We start from the raw sequence: 20,236 nt of genomic DNA, 5'->3' as shown, positions 1-20,236 counted from the left end.
CCACCGGCCCTCCATAAAGCCCGAGTTGTCCTTGGGCGGTCGATATCGCATTACGAAACCTTGTTGGCTAAGTCACAGCTGGATGAAGTCCTTGATCTGCGCGCGTCAATCGGCAAGGGTTCGAAGCAGCCCCGGAAAGTTTCCCTCCGGTAGGTAAATCCCCCCACATTCAGTGACGAGGAGACCCCTCTTCATGGCAACGCACAAACGCGCGAGCAGGATCAAACTCACCGCGGCCATAACCTCCGTCGTGGCGGCGGCCGGACTCACCGCGCTCACCTCCCCGTTCGCCGGGGCCGCCCCCGCCGAAGGCCCGGTCTACGGGCTGAACGCCCAGGACGCAGTCGACGGGAGCTACATCGTTCTGCTCGACGATTCGGCCACGGCCGAGGCCAAGCGCGAACTCGCCGAGGAATACGGCGGAAAGCTCCAGCGCGACTACTCCTCCTCCCTCAACGGCTTCTCCGCCAGCGGACTTTCACAGACCGAGGCCAAGCGGCTCGCCGCCGATCCGAAGGTCGGCAAGGTCGTACAGAACAAGAAGTTCCACATCAATGCGGCTCAGACCAACCCGCCTTCCTGGGGCCTGGACCGGATCGACCAGAAGGCGACCGCGGGCGACGGCACGTACACCTACCCGGACAGCGCGGGTGACGGCGTCACCGCGTATGTGATCGACACCGGGGTCCGCATCACGCACAAGGACTTCGGCGGCCGGGCCTCCTACGGCTTCAACGCGGTCGACAACAACGACAAGGCCGACGACGGGAACGGCCACGGCACCCATGTCGCGGGCACCATCGCGGGGACCCAGCACGGCGTGGCCAAGAAGGCGAAGATCGTCGCCGTACGCGTCCTGGACAACCAGGGTTCCGGCAGCACCGAACAGGTCGTCGCCGGGATCGACTGGGTCACCAAGAACCACAAGGGCCCCTCGGTCGCGAACCTGAGCCTCGGCGGCACCGCCGACCCGGCGCTCGACGCGGCCGTCCAGAAGGCGATCGCCTCCGGCATCACCTTCGGCGTGGCGGCCGGCAACGAGTCCGCCGACGCGGGCAACGGCTCGCCGTCCCGCGTCAAGGAGGCCATCACGGTCGCCTCCTCCACCAAGGACGACCAGCAGTCCGGCTTCTCCAACTTCGGTTCGGTCGTCGATCTCTACGCCCCCGGCTCGGACATCACCTCCGACTGGAACACCAGCGACACGGCCACCAACACCATCTCCGGTACGTCGATGGCGACCCCCCACGTCGTCGGCGCCGCGGCGGTCTACCTGGCCGGGCACAAGGACGCCGCTCCCGCCCAGGTCGCCGACGCCCTCACCGGGGGCGCCACGCCGGACGCCATCTCCAACGCCTCCCCGGGCACCCCGAACAAGCTGCTGAAGGTCGTCGAGTAGACGCCGTACGGCAGCGCCGAACGACGGCCTCCGCGCCCGTCCCCCACGGGGCGCGGGGGCCGTCCTAGGGTGTGCCCATGACGACGACGTACGCCGCTCTGTTGCGCGGCATCAATGTGGGCGGGAACCGGAAAGTTCCCATGGCCGAGCTCCGGACCCTTATGGAGGAGCTGGGCCACGATGCGGTGAAGACGTATCTCAACAGCGGCAACGCCGTCTTCGCCAGCGCCACCCGCGACCAGGACGCGCTCGCCGCGGGCCTGGAGGAGGCCATCGAGAAGCACTTCGGCTTCCGCGTCGCCTGCATGGTGCGCAGCGGTCCCTATCTGCGGTCGGTCCTCGACGCCTGCCCCTTCCCGGCGGCCGAGCTGCCCGGAAAGCAACTGCACGCCACCTTCTTCTCCGGCCCCCCGGTCACCGCCGAACGCTTCACCTCCCTCGACCCGGCCGCCTTCCTCCCCGAGGAGTTCCGGCTCGGCGACCAGGTGCTCTATCTGTACGCGCCCGACGGCCTCGGCAAGTCCCCGTTGGGTGCCGCGCTCTCCCGGCCCGGTCTGCTCAAGGGCGTCGAGGCGACCTCCCGCAACTGGAACACCGTCAAGGCGCTCGTCGAGATGACGGAGGCGACCGATGCCTGAGGCGGAACGCGACGCGGTGGAGGCCGCCATCGAGGGGGAGCTGCGGCTGCTCGACCCCGAGGTGCGTGCCAGTGCCGACCTGCTCGGAGCCCAACTGCACCCGGAATTCATCGAGTTCGGCAGTTCGGGCGGGCGCTTCGACCGGACGGACGTCATCGTGGCACTCACCGAGGAGGGCGCCCGTCCCGCCCCGCCGATCACCGCATCCCGGATGACCGGGGTGCGGCTCGCCCCCGACGTGGTCCATCTGACCTTCGACACCGACAACAACGGCCGTCTGGCGCACCGCAGTTCGCTGTGGCGGCGCACCGAGGACGGCTGGCTGCTCTACTTCCACCAGGCGACACCGTTCACGGCCCCGCCCGCTTCGTCGCTCACCCGGCACGGCTGACGGACGAAATGGCCCAGTCGATCACGGAGCCAATGGCCCAGGAGTGAGGGCCATTGGCACACTACGCTCGACGCATGACGGATACGACGAAAGACACCGCGACCACCACGACGGCCGAGCCCGCGAAGACCACGACGACGGCCGACCCCGCGACGCGCACCACCGTCGACTTCTACTTCGACCCGGCCTGCCCCTTCGCCTGGATCACCTCCCGCTGGATGCTCGAAGTCGAGCGCCACCGCGACATCGACCTGAGATTCCGGCCCATGAGCCTCTATCTGCACAACATCGGCAATGAACTTCCCGACTGGTACCGGGACTTGGTGGACCGCTCGATCGGCCCCGTCCGGGTCGCGGTCGCCGCCGCCGAGGCGCACGGGGAGGGCGTGCTGCGCGATCTGTACACCGCGCTCGGCACCCGCATCCACCAGGACAAGAACCAGGACTTCGACGAGGTCGTCGCCGAGGCCCTCGCGGAGCTCGGCCTGCCCGCCGCGCTCGCCGACGCCGCCCACGACCCGGCGTACGACGAGGCCGTACGGCGTTCCCACGACGCGGGCAAGGACCCGGCCGAGGACGGCTATGTCGGCACCCCGACCATCCACCTCGACGGCAAGGTCTACTTCGGCCCGGTGCTCAGCTCCATTCCGCGCGGCGAGGAGGCGGCGCGGATCTTCGACAGCGTGCGCACGATCGCGGCGTACCCCGACTTCTTCGAGCTGAAGCGCACCCGGACTGGCTCCCTCCGCTTCGACTGACCTCTGAGCGAGTCCCGACGGGGCGGCCCGGGCCGGGCGGCCGTCCCGCCCGCTCGCCCTGTCGCGTTTCTTCAAGACCGGGCAAGGGGTACGGCGGGAGGCTGGTCGCATGAAGAACGAACACCGTGCCATGACCGAATGCGCAGAGGAGGCCGCCCGCATCGCGCGCGGCGTGACCCCCGACCGGCTCGCCGGGCCCACTCCCTGCGGGGAGTGGGACGTGCGGACCCTGGTCAACCACTGGGTCCTGTACACCTCGCACGGCCTGGAGCACCGGGCCCGGCGAGAGCCGCTCTCCGACGAGCTCACCGCGCGCGACTTCACCGCGGACACCGACTGGGCCGAGCGCTATGCCGCCCAGCTCGAACGGGCCGTCGCCGCCTGGTCGGACCCGGCCGTGTGGGAGGGCGAGGTCGATCTGGGCGGGGCGGCGATGCCCGCCCGCCGGATCGCCTCGATGATCGTCAAGGAGATGGCGGTGCACGGCTGGGACGTGGCGCGCGCCACCGGGCAGGAGGTCGTGCTCTCCGAGGAGTCCGCCGCCTTCGTGCTGAAGGTCGTCGAGGACAACGCCGAGCTCTACCGCCAGTACCAGGGCTTCGCGGACCCCGTGGAGCCGGCGCCCGGCGCCACCGTCCTGGAACGCGCCCTCGCCGCTTCCGGCCGCGACCCGCACTGGTCCGCCGGAACGGCGCCCCTCACGCGAGGACCCCTCAAGTGATCGGATGAATAGGGAGAGTTGAAGAGAATTCCCGGGCGATCCGGAGCGATGTGTTGACCGTGGTACGTCAATGCTCCTACCTTTCCAGTGGCTCGTGGGGCCGGTCCCGTGAGCCCCCTGGGAGGGAACCATGCCCGCATCCCGGAGCGCGCCACGGACTGCGCCCCGCAGAGCCGCCCCGATCCTCGCCCTCGCCGCCGCACTGGCCCTGGCCGGCCCCGGCCTCGTGCCGTCGGCCACCGCGCGCTCCCCGCACGCGGGGTCCGCCGACGTCTACGTGTCCCCGACGGGCGACGACGCCGCCGACGGCACCGCCCGGCACCCCGTGCGCGGCCTGCCACGCGCCCGCGACCTGGTGCGCGGAAGAACGGCACACCAGGAGGCCGACCTCACCGTCCACCTCGCCGCCGGGACCTACCGGGGCGACACGCCGCTCGACCTGGACGCCCGCGACTCGGGGGGCAACGGCCACCGTGTCATCTGGCAGGGCGCGGGCAACGGGGCCACCGTCATCAGCGGCGGCCGCAAGGTGGAAGGCTGGCGGCCGGTGTCCGGGCGGCCCGGACTCTGGTCCGCGCCCGCGCCCCAAGGGCTCGACCTCACACGGCAGTTGTACGTCGACGGCGTACGCGGACAACGCGCCCGGGGTGAGGTGCCGGTCACGCTCACCCCCACGTCCACCGGCTACACCGCGAACTCCGACACCCTCGCGCACTGGCGCCACCCCTCGGACGCCGAGTTCGTGTACACCAGCGGGGAAGCGCTGTGGAACGTCGAGCGCAACGGACTCGGCCAGTGGACCGAACCCCGCTGCCCGATCGCCTCCGCCAAGGGCACCGTGATCACCATGGCCCAGCCGTGCTGGGACAACTCCACCAAGCGCGTCGAGTTCCCCGACCGGCCGGGCCGCACCATCGGCATGGTCGGCCCCGGCAAACTCACCAACAACGGCAAGGCGTCCTTCGTCGAGAACGCCTACGAACTCCTCGACGAACCCGGCGAGTGGTACCTCGACCGTTCCGCGCACACCGTCTACTACCTCCCCCGACCCGGCGAGGACCTCCGCAGCGCCGACGTCGAGGCCGCCTTCGCCGAGCGGCTCCTGGACGGGCACGGCACCGCGAAGGCGCCCCTGCACGACGTCACCTTCCAGGGGCTCCAGTTCAGCTACGCCACCTGGCTCACGCCGTCCGGGCCCGAGGGGTTCTCCGAGATCCAGGCCGGCTACACCGTCACCGGCGCCAAGGGCTGGGCGACCCAGGGCCTGTGCGGATTCACGCCGGGCGGGACCTGCCCCTTCGCCTCCTGGACGAAGATGCCGGGCAACGTGTCCTTCTCGTACGCGCACCACATCGACATCCGCGACAGCACCTTCGCCCATCTCGGCGCCGCCGGGCTCGAACTCGGCGCCGGGACCAGCGACTCCACCGTGAGCTCCAGCGTGTTCACCGACATCTCCGGCAACGGCCTGGAGATCGGCGCGGTGGACGGCACGACACCGGCCTCGTCAATCGAGGTGACGAACAATCACCTCTACGCGCTGCCACGGGAGTTCCACGGCGCCGTCGGCATCCTCAACGGCTACACCCAGCACACCACGATCGCGCACAACCAGCTCGACCACCTCGGCTACAGCGCGATCTCGATGGGCTGGGGTGGCTGGCCCGACAAGATCGGTTCCCCCGCCACCCCCAACCCCAGCCACGACAACGCCGTCCGCGCCAACCTGATCTTCGACTACATGCAGCTCCTCGACGACGGCGGGGGCATCTACACCCAAGGCCTCACCGGCGCCTCGATGGCCGACGGCGAGAAGGTCACCGGCAATGTCGTCCACGACCAGTGGGGGCTCGGCAAGAGCGTCTACACGGACAACGGCTGCACCTACGAGACCGTCCAGGGCAACGTCCTGTACGGCGCGGCGTACGCCAATGTCGGCAGCCGCCACACCGACTACCGGGACAAGCTCGGCAACAACGACCCGACGCTGATCAAGGACAACTGGTGGGAGGAGGGCGCGGCCGACGGCAACAACAAGGGCCTGGTCACCACGGGCAACCACATCATGGCGAGCCTCTCCGACGTGCCGCAGGACATCGTCGCGGGCGCCGGGATCGAGCCCGCTCGGCGTTCGGTCCTCGACCGCGTGACCCAGGCGGTCTCGGTGCCCGAGGCCCCGGCGCGCGTGGGCACGAGCACGGGTGGTACCGACGCGCTGTACGTCGTCTTCAACCCCAGCTACGTGGACGGCGGGTCCCCGACGACCGGGTACACCGCGCACGCGCTGCGCGCCGACGGGACGGAGGTGGCGACCGCGAGCGTCTCGGCGGCGGACTTCCGGCGGCAGGCGTATGTCCGTCTCGGCCAACTCCGGTCCTCCGAGGGGCCGTTCAGGGTGATCGTCACCGCGCGCAACGCCCACGGCGAGAGCGCGCCGTCCCTCGCCTCGGCGCCCCTCACCCCGACCGGGGCCGTCGCGCTGCCCGGCGCGCCCACCGGTGCCAAGGCGCGGGCGGGGTCGCGTGCCGTCACCCTCGCCTGGACGCCGCCCGCGACCACGGGTGACGCCGAGGTCGTCGGCTACCGGATCACCGTGTCGGACGGGCGGGTCATCGAGGTCACGGGGCGGGACGTGCTCGTGACGCGGTCCTCGGGGAAGGGGATGTTCCGGGTGGTGGGCGGTCTCGTGCCGGGGGTGGCCTACACGTTCTCGGTCAGGGCCGTCACGGCGGCGGGGGTGGGTCCTGGGGTGGTTGCCCCCACCCCGCCCCTTCGCTGACCCACCACGCGCCCCGGCGGGGTGTCGAAGTTACGCCGTCAGGGCCGGGGGGCGGCTGTGGGTCTTCGACTCCTCGTAGCGGGTCAGGATCAGGCGGGCCAACTCTGGGGCGCTGCCCAGGACTTCGGACAAAGTGTCCGCTTCGGTGGCGCCCCGGGCTATGCGGTCGGGCAGGAAGCCGGGGGCGATGACGTAGGGGGCGACGGCTACGTGCCGTACGCCCAGGGCCCGTAGATCCCGTACGGCGTCTTCCGTACGGGGGAGGGCCGCGGAGGCGAAAGCAGGCCGCACGGCGCACCAACCGGTGTGCCGCAGCTCCCGCGCGATTTCAGCGATCACTGCGATCGCCTCCGGGTCGGTGGAGCCCGCCGAGGCCAGGACGAGCCCGGTCGAGCTTTTGTCGGCGGGGCCCAGGCCCGCCTCGTAGAGCCGTCGCTCAAGGGTGGCGAGCAGCAGGGGGGAGGGGCCGAGGACATCGGCGAGGCGGATGTTCAGGCGGGCCGGGGCCCGCCCCAGCACCGCCGGGATGTCCGCCTTGGCGTGGAAGGCGCGGGTCAGCAGGAGGGGGAGTGCCACCACGTCCCGGACGCCTTCCAGGGCGAGCCGGTCCAGGACCCGCGGGACCGAGGGCGCGTTGAAGTCCAGGAAACCCGTCTCCACGCGGACGCCGGGCCGCATCGCCCGGACCCGCCGCACCAGGGCGTGCACGGTCGCGGCGTGCCGCGGGTCGCGGCTGCCGTGGGCGATGACGAGGAGGACCGGGCGGTGCACGGCGGCTCAGCCCTTCACGAGCAGCCCGCGGCCGCGCAGCACCCTGCGCTCCAGCGGGCTGAAGATCAGCAGGTCGATGGCGATGCCCACGAGGAGGATCAGGATGATCGCCAGGAAGATGCCGGGCATGTCGGAGTTGTTGCGGCCGTTCTCCAGCAACTGGCCGAGCCCCAGGCCCAGATCGGGGGAGGAGGCGATGATCTCGGCGGCCATCAGGGAACGCCAGGAGAACGCCCAGCCCTGCTTCAGACCGGCGAGGTAGCCGGGCAGCGCCGCCGGCATCAGGATGTGCCAGGCGCCCCGCACCCCGGTCGCCCCCAGCGTGCGGCCCGCCCGCAGATACAGCGGGGGCACCTGGTCGACGCCGGAGACCAGTCCGTTGGCGATGGAGGGGACCGCGCCGAGCAGGATCACGGCGTACATCATCGAGTCGTTGAGGCCCAGCCACAGCACGGCCGGCGGGACCCAGGCCACCGACGGCAGCGACTGGAGCCCGGACAGGATCGGGCCGATCGCCGCGCGCACGAACTTGACCCGGGCCACGAGCAGTCCGAGCGGGGTCCCGATGGCCAGCGCGAGCAGGAAGCCGAGCAGACCGCGCGAGACGCTGGTCCACACGACGTCGAGCAGGGTGCCCTGGAGCCACATGTCCTTCAGGCTCGACCACACCGCGGACGGGGCGGGCAGCTTGTAGGAGTCGGTGACCTTCGCCGAGACCAGGACCTGCCACACCACCAGGACGAGCGCGACCGCGACCAGGGGCGGCAGCACCTTCTTGACCAGGACCTCGCGCACCGGGGTGCGGTGGGCCTGGACGGTTTCGAGGGCGTCGAGTCCCGCTTCGAGACTGCCGAGGCCGGCGGCGTCCTTGACGTCGGTGGTCTCAGTGCTGGCCATGGCGGCGGATCTCCCCACGCAGTTGTTCAGTGATCTCGACGGAGAGCTCCGCCACTTCGGCGTCCTCGATGCGGCGCGGCTGGTCGATGTCGACCGTCCACTCGTGGGCCACCCGGCCGGGCCGCGAGGAGAGCAGCACCACGCGCTGCGCCAGCCGGACCGCCTCGCGCACGTTGTGCGTCACGAACAGGACCGACACGTTCGTCTCGCGCCAGATGCGGGTGAGCTCGTCGTGCAGTACGTCCCGGGTGATCGCGTCGAGCGCGGCGAACGGCTCGTCCATCAGCAGGAGTTGGGAGTCCTGAGCGAGGGCGCGGGCCATCGCGACGCGCTGGCGCATCCCGCCGGACAGCTCGTGCACGCGCTTGCCGTACGCGCCCTGGAGGCGGACCAGGGAGAGGAGTTCCTCGGCCCGCTCACGCCGGTCGTTCTTGGCCACCCCGCGCAGCCGCAGGGCGAGTTCGACGTTCTTGCCCGCGGTCAGCCACGGGAACAGGGCGTGCTCCTGGAACATCAGCGCGGGCCGGCCGCCCGGCGTCTCGATGGTGCCCGCGGTCGGGGCGTCCAGGCCCGCGACCAGATTGAGCAGCGTCGACTTTCCGCAGCCGGAGGCGCCCAGGAGGGTGACGAACTCGCCCGGCGCGACATCGAGGCTGATGTCGTCGAGGACGAGCTGAGGTCCCGCGGGACCGTTGAAGGACTTCGAGACATGCCCGATACGGGCGGCGTACTCGTGCGGCGCCGCCGTGCGGTCCGTGGCCTTGGCGAGTGCGGTGGCCATGGTCGTCACCTCCTGGGAAACCTGTGAACCGGCTGGGTGAAGGGGCTACTTGACGCCGAGACCGGCGTCGCCGACCTGAGGCCTGCCCAGGGACTTGAGGACCTTGTTGAGCGGATCCAGGTCGTAGATGCCCGCGAGGTCGGGCTTCTTGAGGAGACCGGACTTGGCCGCGTGGTCGGCCTGCGCCTGGAGGCTGGCCGCCAGCGGGTCGTCCAGAATCTTGATCGACTTCCACGCCGGGTCGAGGATGTCGGCCGGAAGCGCCTTGCCCGACAGGTTCTTCAGCGCGGCGTTGGCCGAGGCCTTGGCCTGGTCGGGGTGGGTCACGATCCACTCGTTGGTCTTCACCGAACCGCGCAGGACCGCCTCGACGACGTCCGGGTGCTCCTTGAGGAACTTCTGCGACACGATGATGTTGGTGATCACGAACTGCTTGTCCGGCCACAGGTCGGACTCGTCGAGGAGCACCTTGCCGCCCTCGGCGACCAGCTTGGACGCGGTCGGCTCGGGCACCCAGGCACCATCGATCGAACCGGACTTGAAGGCGTCCGGGGTGATCTTGTTGTCGGTGCGGACGACGTCGACGTCGCCCTTGCCGGACTGCGCGTCGACCTTCCAGCCCTTGTCGGCGATCCAGTTGAGGAAGGCCACGTCCTGGGTGTTGCCGAGCTGAGGCGTGGCGATCTTCTTGCCCTTGAGGCCGTCGAGCGAGGTGACCTTGGAGGGGTTGACCACCAGCTTCACACCGCCGGAGGCGGAGCCGCCGATGATGCGCAGGCTCTGCCCCTTGGACTTGGTGTAGCCGTTGATCGCCGGGGAGGGGCCGATCCAGCCGATGTCGATCGAGCCCGCGTTGAGCGCCTCGATCTCGGAGGGGCCCGCGTTGAAGGTGGCGGTCTTGACGGCGGTGCCGCCCAGCTCCTTCTGGAACAACCCCTCCTGGACGCCGACGAGCGCGGTGGCGTGCGTCAGGTTGGGGAAGTAGCCGATCTTCACGGAGTCGGCGGAGAGCTTCTTGCCGTTGGCAGCAGGGGCGGCCTTGTCGGCGTCGCTCTTGTCGGAGCTGGAGCCGTAGCCGCAGGCGGCGAGCGCCCCGAAGAGCAGGGGCAGGGTGGCGGCGGCGATGAGGCTGCGCCTCACGGTGGAACTGGCAGGCACGGGAGGGTGTCCTCTCCAAGGCCCGGTTCTTACGTCCCGGGGAGTCTCAACTCCGGGACGCGGCCGGGAAGTCGGCAGGTCTTCGATGGTGCGGAGGGTGCTGGTGGTGCATCCGGGCGCGCGAGCGGTGCGCGTACGTCATCGCGCACATCGCGCCACTCCGCCCTGGCCGCTGCCGAGGGCGCCGCTGCCGACACGGCCGCCCTCCTTCGCGAAGGTCGCGTAGACGTCGATGCTCATCAGAAGTCCCAGCCCTCTTCGTCCGCGACCGCGGTGAGGGTCTTGTGGGTGGCGAACGACTCGCCCGCCATGCCGGCCGCGAGCGTGGTGCCGTCCGCCGGGTCGATCAGCAGGAACGAGCCGGTGCGCCGCGAGTGGGCGTAGGAGTCGAGCGCGAGCGGCTCGGCGGTGCGCACCAACACCTGGCCGATGTCGTTGGCGACGAGCTGGCCCGGCTCCGGGTGCTGGGAGAGGTCGTCCAGGGTGAGCCGGGACGGGATCTCCTTGACGATCGCCTTGACCGTGCGGGTGGTGTGCTTGAGCAGCACCCGCTGACCCACCGTCAGAGGTTGGTCGGCCACGTGGCACACCGTCGCCTCGACGTCCTGGGTGGTGGGCGGCGCGTCCCCGCTCGGCACGATCAGATCGCCGCGCGAGATGTCGATGTCGTCGTTGAGCAGCAGCGTGACCGACTGCGGCGTCCAGGCGACGTCGACCGACTCGCCCAGCAGGTCGATGCCCGCGATGGTGCTGGTGCGACCCGAGGGCAGCACCGTCACCGGCTCGCCGACCCGGAACGTACCGGCGGCGATCTGGCCCGCGTAGCCCCGGTAGTCGGGGAGCTCGGCGGTCTGCGGCCGGATCACGTACTGGACGGGGAGCCGGGCGTGGCAGGAGGTCAGATCGTGGCTGACCGGGACCGTCTCCAGGTGCTCCAGGACGGTGGGGCCGCCGTACCAGTCCATGTTGGCGCTGGGCTCCACCACGTTGTCCCCGGCGAGCGCCGAAATCGGGATCGCGGTGATCTCCGGGACGCCCAACTCGCTCGCGTAGGCGGTGAATTCCTCGGCGATCGCCGCGAAGACCTTCTCCTCGTACGCCACCAGGTCCATCTTGTTGACCGCGAGGACCACATGCGGCACGCGCAGCAGGGCCGCGACGGCCGCGTGCCGACGGGTCTGCTCGATGACGCCGTTGCGGGCGTCGACCAGCACCACGGCGAGGTCGGCGGTGGAGGCGCCGGTCACCATGTTGCGGGTGTACTGCACATGACCCGGGGTGTCGGCCAGGATGAACCGGCGCCGGGCGGTGGCGAAGTAGCGGTAGGCCACGTCGATGGTGATGCCCTGCTCGCGCTCGGCGCGCAGGCCGTCGGTGAGCAGCGCCAGGTCGGGGGCCTCCTGGCCGCGCTTGAGCGAGGCCGCCTCGACGGCCTCCAGCTGGTCGGTGAGGACCGACTTGGAGTCGTGCAGCAGTCGCCCGACCAGAGTGGACTTGCCGTCGTCGACGGAGCCGGCGGTCGCGAAGCGCAACAGGGTGGTGGCCGACAGATCGGCCAACTGCTTGGTGGACGTGGACATTTAGAAGTACCCCTCGCGCTTGCGGTCTTCCATCGCGGCCTCGGACATCTTGTCGTCGGCGCGGGTGGCGCCCCGCTCGGTCAGCCTGGACGCGGCGATCTCGGTGATGACGGCGTCCAGCGTCGTCGCGTCGGAGTCGACGGCGCCGGTGCACGACATGTCGCCGACGGTGCGGTAGCGCACCAGGCGCGTCTCGACGCTCTCGCTTCCCTTGGGGCCGCCCCACTCGCCCGCGGTCAGCCACATCCCGGACCGCTTGAACACCTCGCGCTCGTGCGCGAAGTAGATCCCCGGCAGGTCGATGTCCTCGCGGGCGATGTACTGCCACACGTCCAGCTCGGTCCAGTTGGAGAGCGGGAACACGCGCACGTGCTCACCGGGGGCGTGCCGACCGTTGTAGAGCTGCCACAGCTCCGGGCGCTGGCGGCGCGGGTCCCACTGCGAGAACTCGTCGCGCAGCGAGAACACCCGCTCCTTGGCGCGCGCCTTCTCCTCGTCGCGCCGGCCACCGCCGAACACCGCGTCGAAGCGGTGCTGCTGGATGGCCTCGGTCAGCGGCAGCGTCTGGAGCGGGTTGCGCACCCCGTCGGGCCGCTCGCGCAGCTTGCCCGCGTCGATGTACTCCTGCACCGAGGCGACGTGCAGACGCAGCCCGTGCTCGGCCACCACCCGGTCGCGGTAGGCCAGGACCTCGGGGAAGTTGTGCCCGGTGTCCACGTGGAGCAGCGAGAACGGCACGGCGGCCGGGGCGAACGCCTTGAGCGCCAGGTGCAGCATGACGATGGAGTCCTTGCCGCCGGAGAACAGGATCACCGGCCGCTCGAACTCACCCGCCACCTCACGGAAGATGTGCACCGCCTCGGACTCCAGGGCGTCGAGGTGGCTGAGCGCGTACGGGCTGTCCACACCCTCGGTCACGGTTGCTGCCGACGTCATGCCAGGCCCCTCTCGGTGAGCAGCGCGTGAAGCGCCGCCGCGGACTCCTGCACGGTCTGGGTGTGCGACTCGATCACCAGGTCCGGCGCCTCGGGCGCCTCGTACGGGTCGTCGACCCCGGTCAGGCCGCTGATCTCGCCCGCCGCCTGCTTGGCGTACAGACCCTTCACATCGCGCACGGAGCACACCTCCACCGGGGTGGCGACATGCACCTCCAGATAGGCGGTGTCCTCGCTCTGGTGACGCTTGCGCACGGCCTCGCGGCTGTCCGCGTACGGCGCGATCACCGGGACGAGTGCCTTCACGCCGTTGGCGGCGAGGAGTTCGGCGACGAAGCCGATCCGCTGCACATTGGTGTGCCGGTCCTCGCGCCCGAAGCCGAGGCCCGCCGAGAGGAACGCGCGGATCTCGTCGCCGTCCAGCACCTCGACCCGGTGCCCTTCCGCGCGCAGCCGGTCACCGAGTTCGTACGCGATGGTCGTCTTGCCCGCGCTCGGCAGACCGGTCAGCCAGATGGTGGCTCCCGCCTCCGTCACGCTCATCGAAGTCTCCTGATCATCCTGACGGTCCGTCATCCGTGCAGTCCACACTCGGTCTTGTTGCGCCCGGCCCAGCGTCCGGCGCGCGCGTCCTCGCCCTCGGCGACCCGTCGGGTGCAGGGCGCGCAGCCGATCGAGGGGTAGCCGTCCATGAGGAGCAGATTGGTGATCACCCCGTGCTCGGCGACGTAGGCGTCCACGTCGTCCTGCGTCCAGCGGGCGATCGGCGACACCTTGACCTTCTGCCGCTTCTCGTCCCAGCCGACGACCGGGGTGTTCGCCCGGGTCGGGGACTCGTCGCGGCGAAGGCCGGTGGCCCAGGCGGCGTACGAACTCAGGCCCTGCTCAAGGGGCTTGACCTTGCGCAGGGCGCAGCACAGGTCCGGGTCGCGCTCGTGCAGCGCGGGGCCGTACTCGGCGTCCTGCTCGGCGACGCTCTGGCGCGGGGTGAGGGTGATGACGTTGACGTCCATCACCTCGGCGACCGCGTCCCGGGTGCCGATGGTCTCCGGGAAGTGGTAGCCGGTGTCGAGGAACACCACGTCCACACCGGGCATCGCGCGCGCGGCGAGGTGGGCGACGACCGCGTCCTCCATGGAGGAGGTGACGCAGAACTGCTTGCCGAAGGTGTCGGTGGCCCACTGGAGGATCTCCAGGGGGGAGGCCTCTTCGAGGTCCCGGCCCGCCTGCTCGGCGAGCGCCTTGAGGTCTTCGGCGGTGCGCTCGTCGATCTGAGTCGCCGTCATATCGCTTCCCCTCCACGGTCGTTGCGCTGGATGCCCCGGGCCAGGAGCCCGAGGAACTTCAGCTGGAAGGCCCGGTTGCACGCCGCGCATTCCCACGCGCCGTGTCCGGTCTCGTGGGGACGCAGGTCCTCGTCGCCGCAGTAGGGGCAGTAGAAGGGGGCCGCGCGCTCGCTCATGACAGGGCCTCTTCGCTGGCGCGCGAGGCCCAGGTCGCGAACCGCTCGCCTTCGGCGCGCTCCGCCTGGAACCGCGTCAGGACCCGCTCCACGTAGTCGGGCAGCTCGGCCGAGGTGACCTTCAGGCCACGGACCTTGCGCCCGAAGCCGGCCTCCAGGCCGAGCGCGCCGCCCAGGTGCACCTGGAAGCCCTCGACCTGGTTGCCCTCGTCGTCCAGGACCAGCTGGCCCTTGAGGCCGATGTCGGCGACCTGGATGCGGGCGCAGGAGTTGGGGCAGCCGTTGATGTTGATGGTGATGGGCTCGTCGAACTCGGGGATGCGGCGCTCCAGTTCGTCGATGAGGGAGGCGCCGCGCGCCTTGGTCTCGACGATGGCGAGCTTGCAGAACTCGATGCCGGTGCAGGCCATGGTGCCGCGGCGGAACGGCGAGGCGTTGACCTTCAGGCCGAGCGACTCAAGGCCCGAGACGAGCGACTCGACGCGGTCCTCCGCGACGTCGAGCACGATCAGCTTCTGCTCGGTGGTGGTGCGCAGCCGGCCCGAGCCGTGGGTCTCGGCGAGCTCGGCGATCTTGCTGAGGGTGGCGCCGTCCACGCGGCCGACTCGGGGCGCGAAGCCGATGTAGAAGCGGCCGTCGTTCTGGCGGTGCACCCCGAGGTGGTCGCGCCAGACGTCCTTGGGCAGCTCGGGCGCGGGCCCGTCGAGGAGGGCGCGCTTGAGGTACTCGTCCTGGAGGACCTGGCGGAACTTCTCCGGGCCCCAGTCGGCGACCAGGAACTTCAGGCGGGCGCGGTTGCGCAGCCGCCGGTAGCCGTAGTCACGGAAGATCGAGATGACGCCCTCGAAGACGTCCGGCACCTCGTCCAGGGGCACCCAGGCCCCGAGACGCACCCCGAGCTTGGGGTTGGTGGACAGGCCTCCGCCGACCCACAGGTCGAAGCCGGGGCCGTGCTCGGGGTGGTCGACGCCCACGAACGCGATGTCGTTGATCTCGTGCGCGACGTCGAGCTGCGGGGATCCCGAGATGGCGGTCTTGAACTTGCGGGGCAGGTTGGAGAAGGCCGGGTTGCCGATGAAGCGGCGGTGGATCTCGTCGATGGCGGGGGTGCCGTCGATGATCTCGTCCGCGGCGATCCCGGCGACCGGCGAGCCGAGGATGGTGCGCGGGGTGTCGCCGCAGGCCTCGGTGGTGGACAGGCCGACCGCTTCGAGCCGGTTCCAGATCTCCGGGACGTCCTCGATGCGGATCCAGTGGTACTGGATGTTCTGGCGGTCGGTGAGGTCGGCGGTGCCGCGCGCGAACTCCTGCGAGATCTCGCCGATCACCCGCAGCTGCTCGGTGGTGAGCCGGCCGCCGTCGATGCGGACGCGCAGCATGAAGTACTCGTCGTCCAGCTCCTCCGGCTCCAGGATCGCCGTCTTGCCGCCGTCGATGCCCTGGCGCCGCTGGGTGTAGAGACCCCACCAGCGCATCCGGCCGCGCAGATCGCTGGGGTCGATCGAGTCGAAGCCGCGCTTGGAGTAGATCGTCTCAATGCGTGTCCGCACATTGAGACCGTCGTCGTCCTTCTTCACCTGCTCGTTCCCGTTGAGCGGCGTGAAGTGGCCGACGGCCCACTGGCCTTCACCACGGTGGCGGCCCGGCTTGCGGCGGGGCGTCGTGGGGGCAGGGTTTTCTGGGCTGGCGGCCATGGCGTATGTCCTTCGGGACTGCAAGGGGGCGGCTCTGACCTGCACACTCGCGCTTCGGCGCGGCGGTGCGCGGTCAGGACAGAGGGGAACCGTTAACAGGGGGAATCGCGGCGGTGCTGGAGCGTCAGCGGGCCGGACAGATGGCGCTGGACATGCGGCCGAGGTCGACGTGCCGCCGACTCACCAAGGCAATTCCAGTTCCAGACATGACGGAAGCGTGTCACGGGACTTTGGACCCAGTCCACCACTATCCAAAATGTGGACTTAGCTGTCCCGCATCGTGGGACGGTGTGCTGCGGGTCACTGGCGGAGGCGGACGCTCCGCGCCGTCAGAACGCCCCCGGCCAGGGGCCGGGCGCGGCGACCTCCGCCACCTGTTCCTCGACGGTGGCGAACAGTTTGAAGCCGCGCCGCACATAGTTGTCCATGGCGTGCTCGCCGTCCAGGGAGCAGGTGTGCAGCCACACCCGCTCGGTCGCGGGCAGTTCCGGCCAGCGCTCGGCCAGGTCCCAGGCGCGCCGGGTCCCGTACGTCAGCAGGGGGCCGCCCATGCGCCGACCGCGGAAGGCGGGGATCAGACCGAAGTAGACGATCTCGACCGAGCCGCCGGGCTGGGCCTGGAGCTCGACATAGCCCGCGGGCGTCCCCCGGTCGTAGGCCACCCACGTCTCGGTGCCCGGCCTGTTCAGTTCCCGCTCCCACGCCTCGTACGTCATGCCGAGCCGGTCGACCCACTTGATGTCCCCACCGACCGCCGTATAGAGGAAGCGGCTGAACTCCGGCGAGGGCACCTCGGCCCGCACGATCGTGAAGCCGTCGGCCGGTTCGGCGGCCGGGCGCAGATCGGTGACGGCGGTCTGTTCCAGGGACCAGGTGGTCACGGTGATACTCATGCACGCCAGGCAATCACGGGGCCTCGGACGCTTGCCACGCGGGTCGCTGGTGGCCGCCCCGGGCCCGGGCGATCGACGGGGACAGCGAATGGGGAAGCAGGTCCGCCGCGTGGTCCGGCCGGACCACCTCCACCCGTACGTCCTCGCTGAAGCGGTAGGGGCGGTGGGCGAGCACCTCGGCGAGGTGGCGGCGCAGCCGTGACATCTCGGCCCGTACCGTCACCGTGCGCGTCGGGTCCGCGAAGATGTCCCGCGCGAGCTGGGCGGCGCTGAGGCCCTCCCGGTTCAGCGCGAGGACGAACAGGAGCTCGGCGTGGCGGGGGCTGAGCTCCTGCGTCCAGCTCCCCGTGTCGCCCGACACCGTCACCGAGCAGCGCCGGGGCCGGCTGACGTCGAGCACGACCCGCCGGGCCGTCGCGGTGTCCGAGCCGTCTGCCTCCTCGCACACCCGCACCAGCCGGCCGCCCGGCAGCGGCTCGACGGCGCACATGCCGAGCGAGGGCAACCACACCCGGCCCGCGCGCGGCACCTTGGGCAGGGCGAGCCGGTCGAGGGGCGGCATGCCGGTGACCGCGGCCACCCAGCCGTTGTCGTCGACGGCCAGCGCCCGACCGCCGACCCGGCACAGCACCGGGGCGGCCGCCGTGCGCAGCCGCTCCAGGGCGGCGAAGTGCCGGTTGCGCAGCTCGGCGGCGGCGAGCCGGGCCACCGAGGTCACGAAGGACAGCGTGGCCGGATGCATGGTGCCGAGCGGGCCGCTGATGTCGACCACGCCGAGCAGCCGCCCGTCGCGCGGGTCCACGACGGGCGCGCCCGCACAGGTCCAGGTGTGGTGGGAGGCCACGAAGTGCTCGGCCGAATACACCTGCACCGGCCGGCCGGTGACCAAGGGGGTGCCCACGCCGTTGGTGCCGACGGCCGCCTCGCTCCAGTCGGCACCGACCTCGAAGCCGAGGGCGTCGGCCAGCTTCAGGACGGAAGGGTGGCCCTCGCGCCACAGCAGCCGCCCCTCGGCGTCCGAGACGACCATGATGTGCTGGGCCGCGTCCGCGACCGACACCAGCGCGTCCCGCAGCACCGGCAGGACCTCCGCCAGCGGCGAGCGCCGTCTGCGCCGTTCGACCTCGGCCAGCGACAGCAGCCCCGCGCGGTTGTCCCCGTCGGGATCGAGCCCACTGTTCAGCGCCCGCCGCCAGGACTCCCCGATCTCCGTGCGCGGGGCGACCTTCGAATCCCTGCCCGCCAGCGTGGCCGCGCGCACGCGCGTCAGGAGCCGGGCGGCCTCCTGGGCGTCCATGGCGGCCAGACGGGCCACGTCCAGCATGGTGGTGTGCACCGGATCCTCCTGCCGTCGACACCGGGCTCGCCGACTGCCGAGCCCGGGTGTCCTGAATTCATCGTGCCCGCCCGGCGGTTGGCGCGCGGCGATATGCCCCACATGGTTGCAACCCTTTGCAACCCTCGCGAACGGCCCCGCGGGGGTACGAAGGTGGCACTGCACCGGAAGTCCGGTCGTCATGCTCCGTCTTCGGACGCATGAGAGTGCGGGGGTGGTGCCGTGTCGGCGCAGCACCACCCCCGACGGACCGCCCCGGGCACCGGCTTTCGGCCGCGCTCGGGGCCGTCCCGAGACCTCGGCGCGGGGCCCGCCTCACACCTCGATGCGGGGGCCGCCGCACACCTCGGCGCGGGGCCCGCCTCACATCTCCGCGCGGGGCCCGTCTCACACTTCGGCGCGGGCGCGCTCGACCACCGACGCCAGATCCAGCGAGTGCGGCAGCGTCCCGAAGGCCGCCCCCCAGTCGCCGCCGAGCCGCGAGGCGCAGAACGCGTCCGCGACCTCCGCCGGCGCCCAGCGCACCAGCAGGGAACCCTGGAGCACCAGCGCCATGCGCTCCACCAGGCGACGGGCCCGGCCCTCGATGCCGTCCAGATCGGCGAGTTCGGTCAGCAGGTTCTTGATCGCCGCGTCGAGCCGGTGGTCCGCGCCGCGGGCCTTGCCGACCTCCTGGAGGAAGGCGTTGATCGCCTGCGGCTCGCGCTGGAGCGCCCGCAGCACGTCCAGGGCCTGGACATTGCCCGAACCCTCCCAGATCGAGTTCAGCGGGGCCTCCCGCAGCAGCCGGGGCATCCCCGACTCCTCGACGTACCCGTTGCCCCCGAGACATTCGAGCGCCTCGCCCGCCACCGGCGTACACCGCTTGGTGACCCAGTACTTGGCGGCCGGCACCGCGAGCCGCAGGAACGCCCGCTCCTCCTCGGTGTCGGCGTCATAGGCGGCCGCGAGCCGCAGCGCGAGCGTGGTGGCCGCCTCCGACTCCAGGGCCAGATCGGCCAGGACGTTGCGCATCAGCGGCTTCTCCACGAGCAACCCGCCGAACGCACGTCGGTACGAGGCGTGGTGGACCGCCTGCGTCACCGCCTGCCGCATGATCGCCGCCGAGCCGATCACACAGTCGAGCCGGGTCGCCGCCACCATCTCGATGATGGTGCGCACCCCGCGCCCCTCCTCGCCGACCCGGCGCGCCCACGTCCCGTCGAACTCGACCTCGCTGGAGGCGTTCGACTTGTTGCCCAGCTTGTCCTTGAGCCGCTGGATCGCGAACGCGTTGCGGGTGCCGTCGGCGAGGACGCGCGGCACCAGGAAACACGTGAGGCTGTCCTTCTTGGAGGGGGATGCCTGCGCGAGGACCAGGAACCCGTCGCTCATCGGCGCCGAGCAGAACCACTTGTGCCCGGTCAGCACGTACTCGCCGTCGGCGGCGAGCGGGGTCGCCACGGTGGTGTTGGCCCGTACGTCGCTGCCGCCCTGCTTCTCCGTCATGCCCATGCCGAAGATGACTCCGGCCTTCTCCGCGGCGGGCCGCAGCCCCTCCTCGTATACGTGTGAGGTGAGCCGCGGCTCCCACTCGGCGGCCAGCGCCGGGTCGGTGCGCAGCGCGGGCACCGCCGCGTGCGTCATGGAGACCGGACAGCCGTGCCCGCCCTCCGCCTGCGTCCACACCAGGAACCCGGCGGCCCGGCGCACATGCCCGGCGGGCCGCCCCCAGGCGTCGGTGAGCCCGGAGGTCACGGCCTTGCCGAGCAGACGGTGCCAGCTCGGATGGAACTCGACCTCGTCGATCCGGTTCCCGTACCGGTCGTGGGTGCGCAGCTTCGGCGGGTTCTCGTTCGCCAGCACACCCCACTCCTGGGCCTGGGCCGATCCCGCCGAACGTCCGAGGGTCGCTAGCTCCTCGGTCACCTCGTCGACGAGCTCCGGCGCGGTGTGCCGCTCGACGGCCTCGCCGAGGACCCGGTCGGCGGTGAAGACGTCGTACCCCACCAGGGGCGGAGCCTGGTTGGTCACTGTGTGGGTGGTGGCTGCCATGCCGATACG

The 20,236-nt window shown here is 70.9% G+C and carries 20 protein-coding genes; 6 read left to right on the top strand and 14 right to left on the bottom strand.

Annotation, left to right across the window (positions count from 1 at the left end; all coding sequences use genetic code 11):
* Positions 1-193 precede the first annotated feature (193 nt).
* From DWB77_RS08960 to DWB77_RS08935, 6 genes are all read left to right on the top strand, one after another.
* Positions 194-1,399, top strand: a complete 1,206-nt coding sequence (locus tag DWB77_RS08960) for a S8 family peptidase (protein ID WP_120720745.1) — start codon at positions 194-196, stop codon at positions 1,397-1,399.
* A 77-nt stretch (positions 1,400-1,476) separates the two neighbouring features.
* Positions 1,477-2,037 (top strand): DUF1697 domain-containing protein, encoded by a 561-nt coding sequence (locus tag DWB77_RS08955; protein WP_120720744.1) that lies wholly within the window; start codon positions 1,477-1,479, stop codon positions 2,035-2,037.
* A complete protein-coding gene (locus DWB77_RS08950) occupies positions 2,030-2,428 on the top strand; it encodes a DUF4440 domain-containing protein (RefSeq protein ID WP_120720743.1) in 399 nt (132 codons plus the stop codon). Before DWB77_RS08955 ends, DWB77_RS08950 begins: the two co-directional genes overlap by 8 nt.
* A gap of 74 nt (positions 2,429-2,502) precedes the next feature.
* Positions 2,503-3,186, top strand: a complete 684-nt coding sequence (locus tag DWB77_RS08945) for a DsbA family protein (protein WP_120720742.1) — start codon at positions 2,503-2,505, stop codon at positions 3,184-3,186.
* Positions 3,187-3,295: 109 nt separating this feature from the next.
* Positions 3,296-3,907 (top strand): TIGR03086 family metal-binding protein, encoded by a 612-nt coding sequence (locus DWB77_RS08940; RefSeq protein ID WP_120720741.1) that lies wholly within the window; start codon positions 3,296-3,298, stop codon positions 3,905-3,907.
* Positions 3,908-4,037: 130 nt separating this feature from the next.
* Positions 4,038-6,686 (top strand): fibronectin type III domain-containing protein, encoded by a 2,649-nt coding sequence (locus tag DWB77_RS08935; protein ID WP_120720740.1) that lies wholly within the window; start codon positions 4,038-4,040, stop codon positions 6,684-6,686.
* Between the two features lie 30 nt (positions 6,687-6,716).
* On the opposite strand, the gene DWB77_RS08930 is transcribed toward DWB77_RS08935, so the two are convergent.
* The 14 genes from DWB77_RS08930 to DWB77_RS08870 all read right to left on the bottom strand — a co-directional run bounded on the left by DWB77_RS08930 (position 6,717) and on the right by DWB77_RS08870 (position 20,227).
* Complete coding sequence (locus DWB77_RS08930; protein ID WP_120720739.1) at positions 6,717-7,457, bottom strand: sirohydrochlorin chelatase; 741 nt, start codon at positions 7,455-7,457, stop codon at positions 6,717-6,719.
* 6 nt (positions 7,458-7,463) lie between these two features.
* Positions 7,464-8,354: an ABC transporter permease gene (locus tag DWB77_RS08925; protein WP_120720738.1), complete on the bottom strand. Its 891-nt coding sequence runs from the start codon at positions 8,352-8,354 to the stop codon at positions 7,464-7,466.
* Positions 8,341-9,135 carry an ABC transporter ATP-binding protein gene (locus DWB77_RS08920; RefSeq protein WP_120720737.1) on the bottom strand — a complete coding sequence of 265 codons (795 nt, stop codon included), beginning with the start codon at positions 9,133-9,135 and terminating at the stop codon, positions 8,341-8,343. The genes DWB77_RS08925 and DWB77_RS08920 overlap by 14 nt, the downstream gene beginning before the upstream one ends.
* 45 nt (positions 9,136-9,180) lie before the next feature.
* Positions 9,181-10,293 (bottom strand): aliphatic sulfonate ABC transporter substrate-binding protein, encoded by a 1,113-nt coding sequence (locus tag DWB77_RS08915; RefSeq protein ID WP_120720736.1) that lies wholly within the window; start codon positions 10,291-10,293, stop codon positions 9,181-9,183.
* 239 nt (positions 10,294-10,532) lie between these two features.
* Positions 10,533-11,873: a sulfate adenylyltransferase subunit 1 gene (locus DWB77_RS08910; RefSeq protein ID WP_120720735.1), complete on the bottom strand. Its 1,341-nt coding sequence runs from the start codon at positions 11,871-11,873 to the stop codon at positions 10,533-10,535.
* Positions 11,874-12,809, bottom strand: coding sequence for a sulfate adenylyltransferase subunit CysD (gene cysD, locus DWB77_RS08905; protein ID WP_120720734.1), 936 nt, complete (start codon positions 12,807-12,809; stop codon positions 11,874-11,876). It abuts the gene before it with no gap.
* Positions 12,806-13,351: an adenylyl-sulfate kinase gene (gene cysC / locus DWB77_RS08900; RefSeq protein WP_120720733.1), complete on the bottom strand. Its 546-nt coding sequence runs from the start codon at positions 13,349-13,351 to the stop codon at positions 12,806-12,808. Before cysC ends, cysD begins: the two co-directional genes overlap by 4 nt.
* A 29-nt stretch (positions 13,352-13,380) precedes the next feature.
* Positions 13,381-14,094, bottom strand: a complete 714-nt coding sequence (locus tag DWB77_RS08895) for a phosphoadenylyl-sulfate reductase (protein WP_120720732.1) — start codon at positions 14,092-14,094, stop codon at positions 13,381-13,383.
* Positions 14,091-14,270, bottom strand: a complete 180-nt coding sequence (locus tag DWB77_RS08890) for a hypothetical protein (protein ID WP_120720731.1) — start codon at positions 14,268-14,270, stop codon at positions 14,091-14,093. The genes DWB77_RS08895 and DWB77_RS08890 overlap by 4 nt, the downstream gene beginning before the upstream one ends.
* Positions 14,267-15,964 (bottom strand): nitrite/sulfite reductase, encoded by a 1,698-nt coding sequence (locus DWB77_RS08885; RefSeq protein ID WP_120720730.1) that lies wholly within the window; start codon positions 15,962-15,964, stop codon positions 14,267-14,269. The genes DWB77_RS08890 and DWB77_RS08885 overlap by 4 nt, the downstream gene beginning before the upstream one ends.
* Positions 15,965-16,088: 124 nt before the next feature.
* A complete protein-coding gene (locus tag DWB77_RS39445) occupies positions 16,089-16,172 on the bottom strand; it encodes a putative leader peptide (RefSeq protein ID WP_310591794.1) in 84 nt (27 codons plus the stop codon).
* Between the two features lie 121 nt (positions 16,173-16,293).
* Positions 16,294-16,857 (bottom strand): GNAT family N-acetyltransferase, encoded by a 564-nt coding sequence (locus tag DWB77_RS08880; protein WP_120720729.1) that lies wholly within the window; start codon positions 16,855-16,857, stop codon positions 16,294-16,296.
* A gap of 13 nt (positions 16,858-16,870) precedes the next feature.
* Positions 16,871-18,181 (bottom strand): helix-turn-helix domain-containing protein, encoded by a 1,311-nt coding sequence (locus tag DWB77_RS08875; protein ID WP_120727551.1) that lies wholly within the window; start codon positions 18,179-18,181, stop codon positions 16,871-16,873.
* A 399-nt stretch (positions 18,182-18,580) separates the two neighbouring features.
* Positions 18,581-20,227: an acyl-CoA dehydrogenase family protein gene (locus tag DWB77_RS08870; protein WP_120720728.1), complete on the bottom strand. Its 1,647-nt coding sequence runs from the start codon at positions 20,225-20,227 to the stop codon at positions 18,581-18,583.
* Positions 20,228-20,236: the final 9 nt, after the last annotated feature.

The organism is Streptomyces hundungensis, assembly GCF_003627815.1.
Taxonomy (GTDB): domain Bacteria; phylum Actinomycetota; class Actinomycetes; order Streptomycetales; family Streptomycetaceae; genus Streptomyces; species Streptomyces hundungensis_A.
This window is presented reverse-complemented; position numbering and strand designations above follow the sequence as displayed.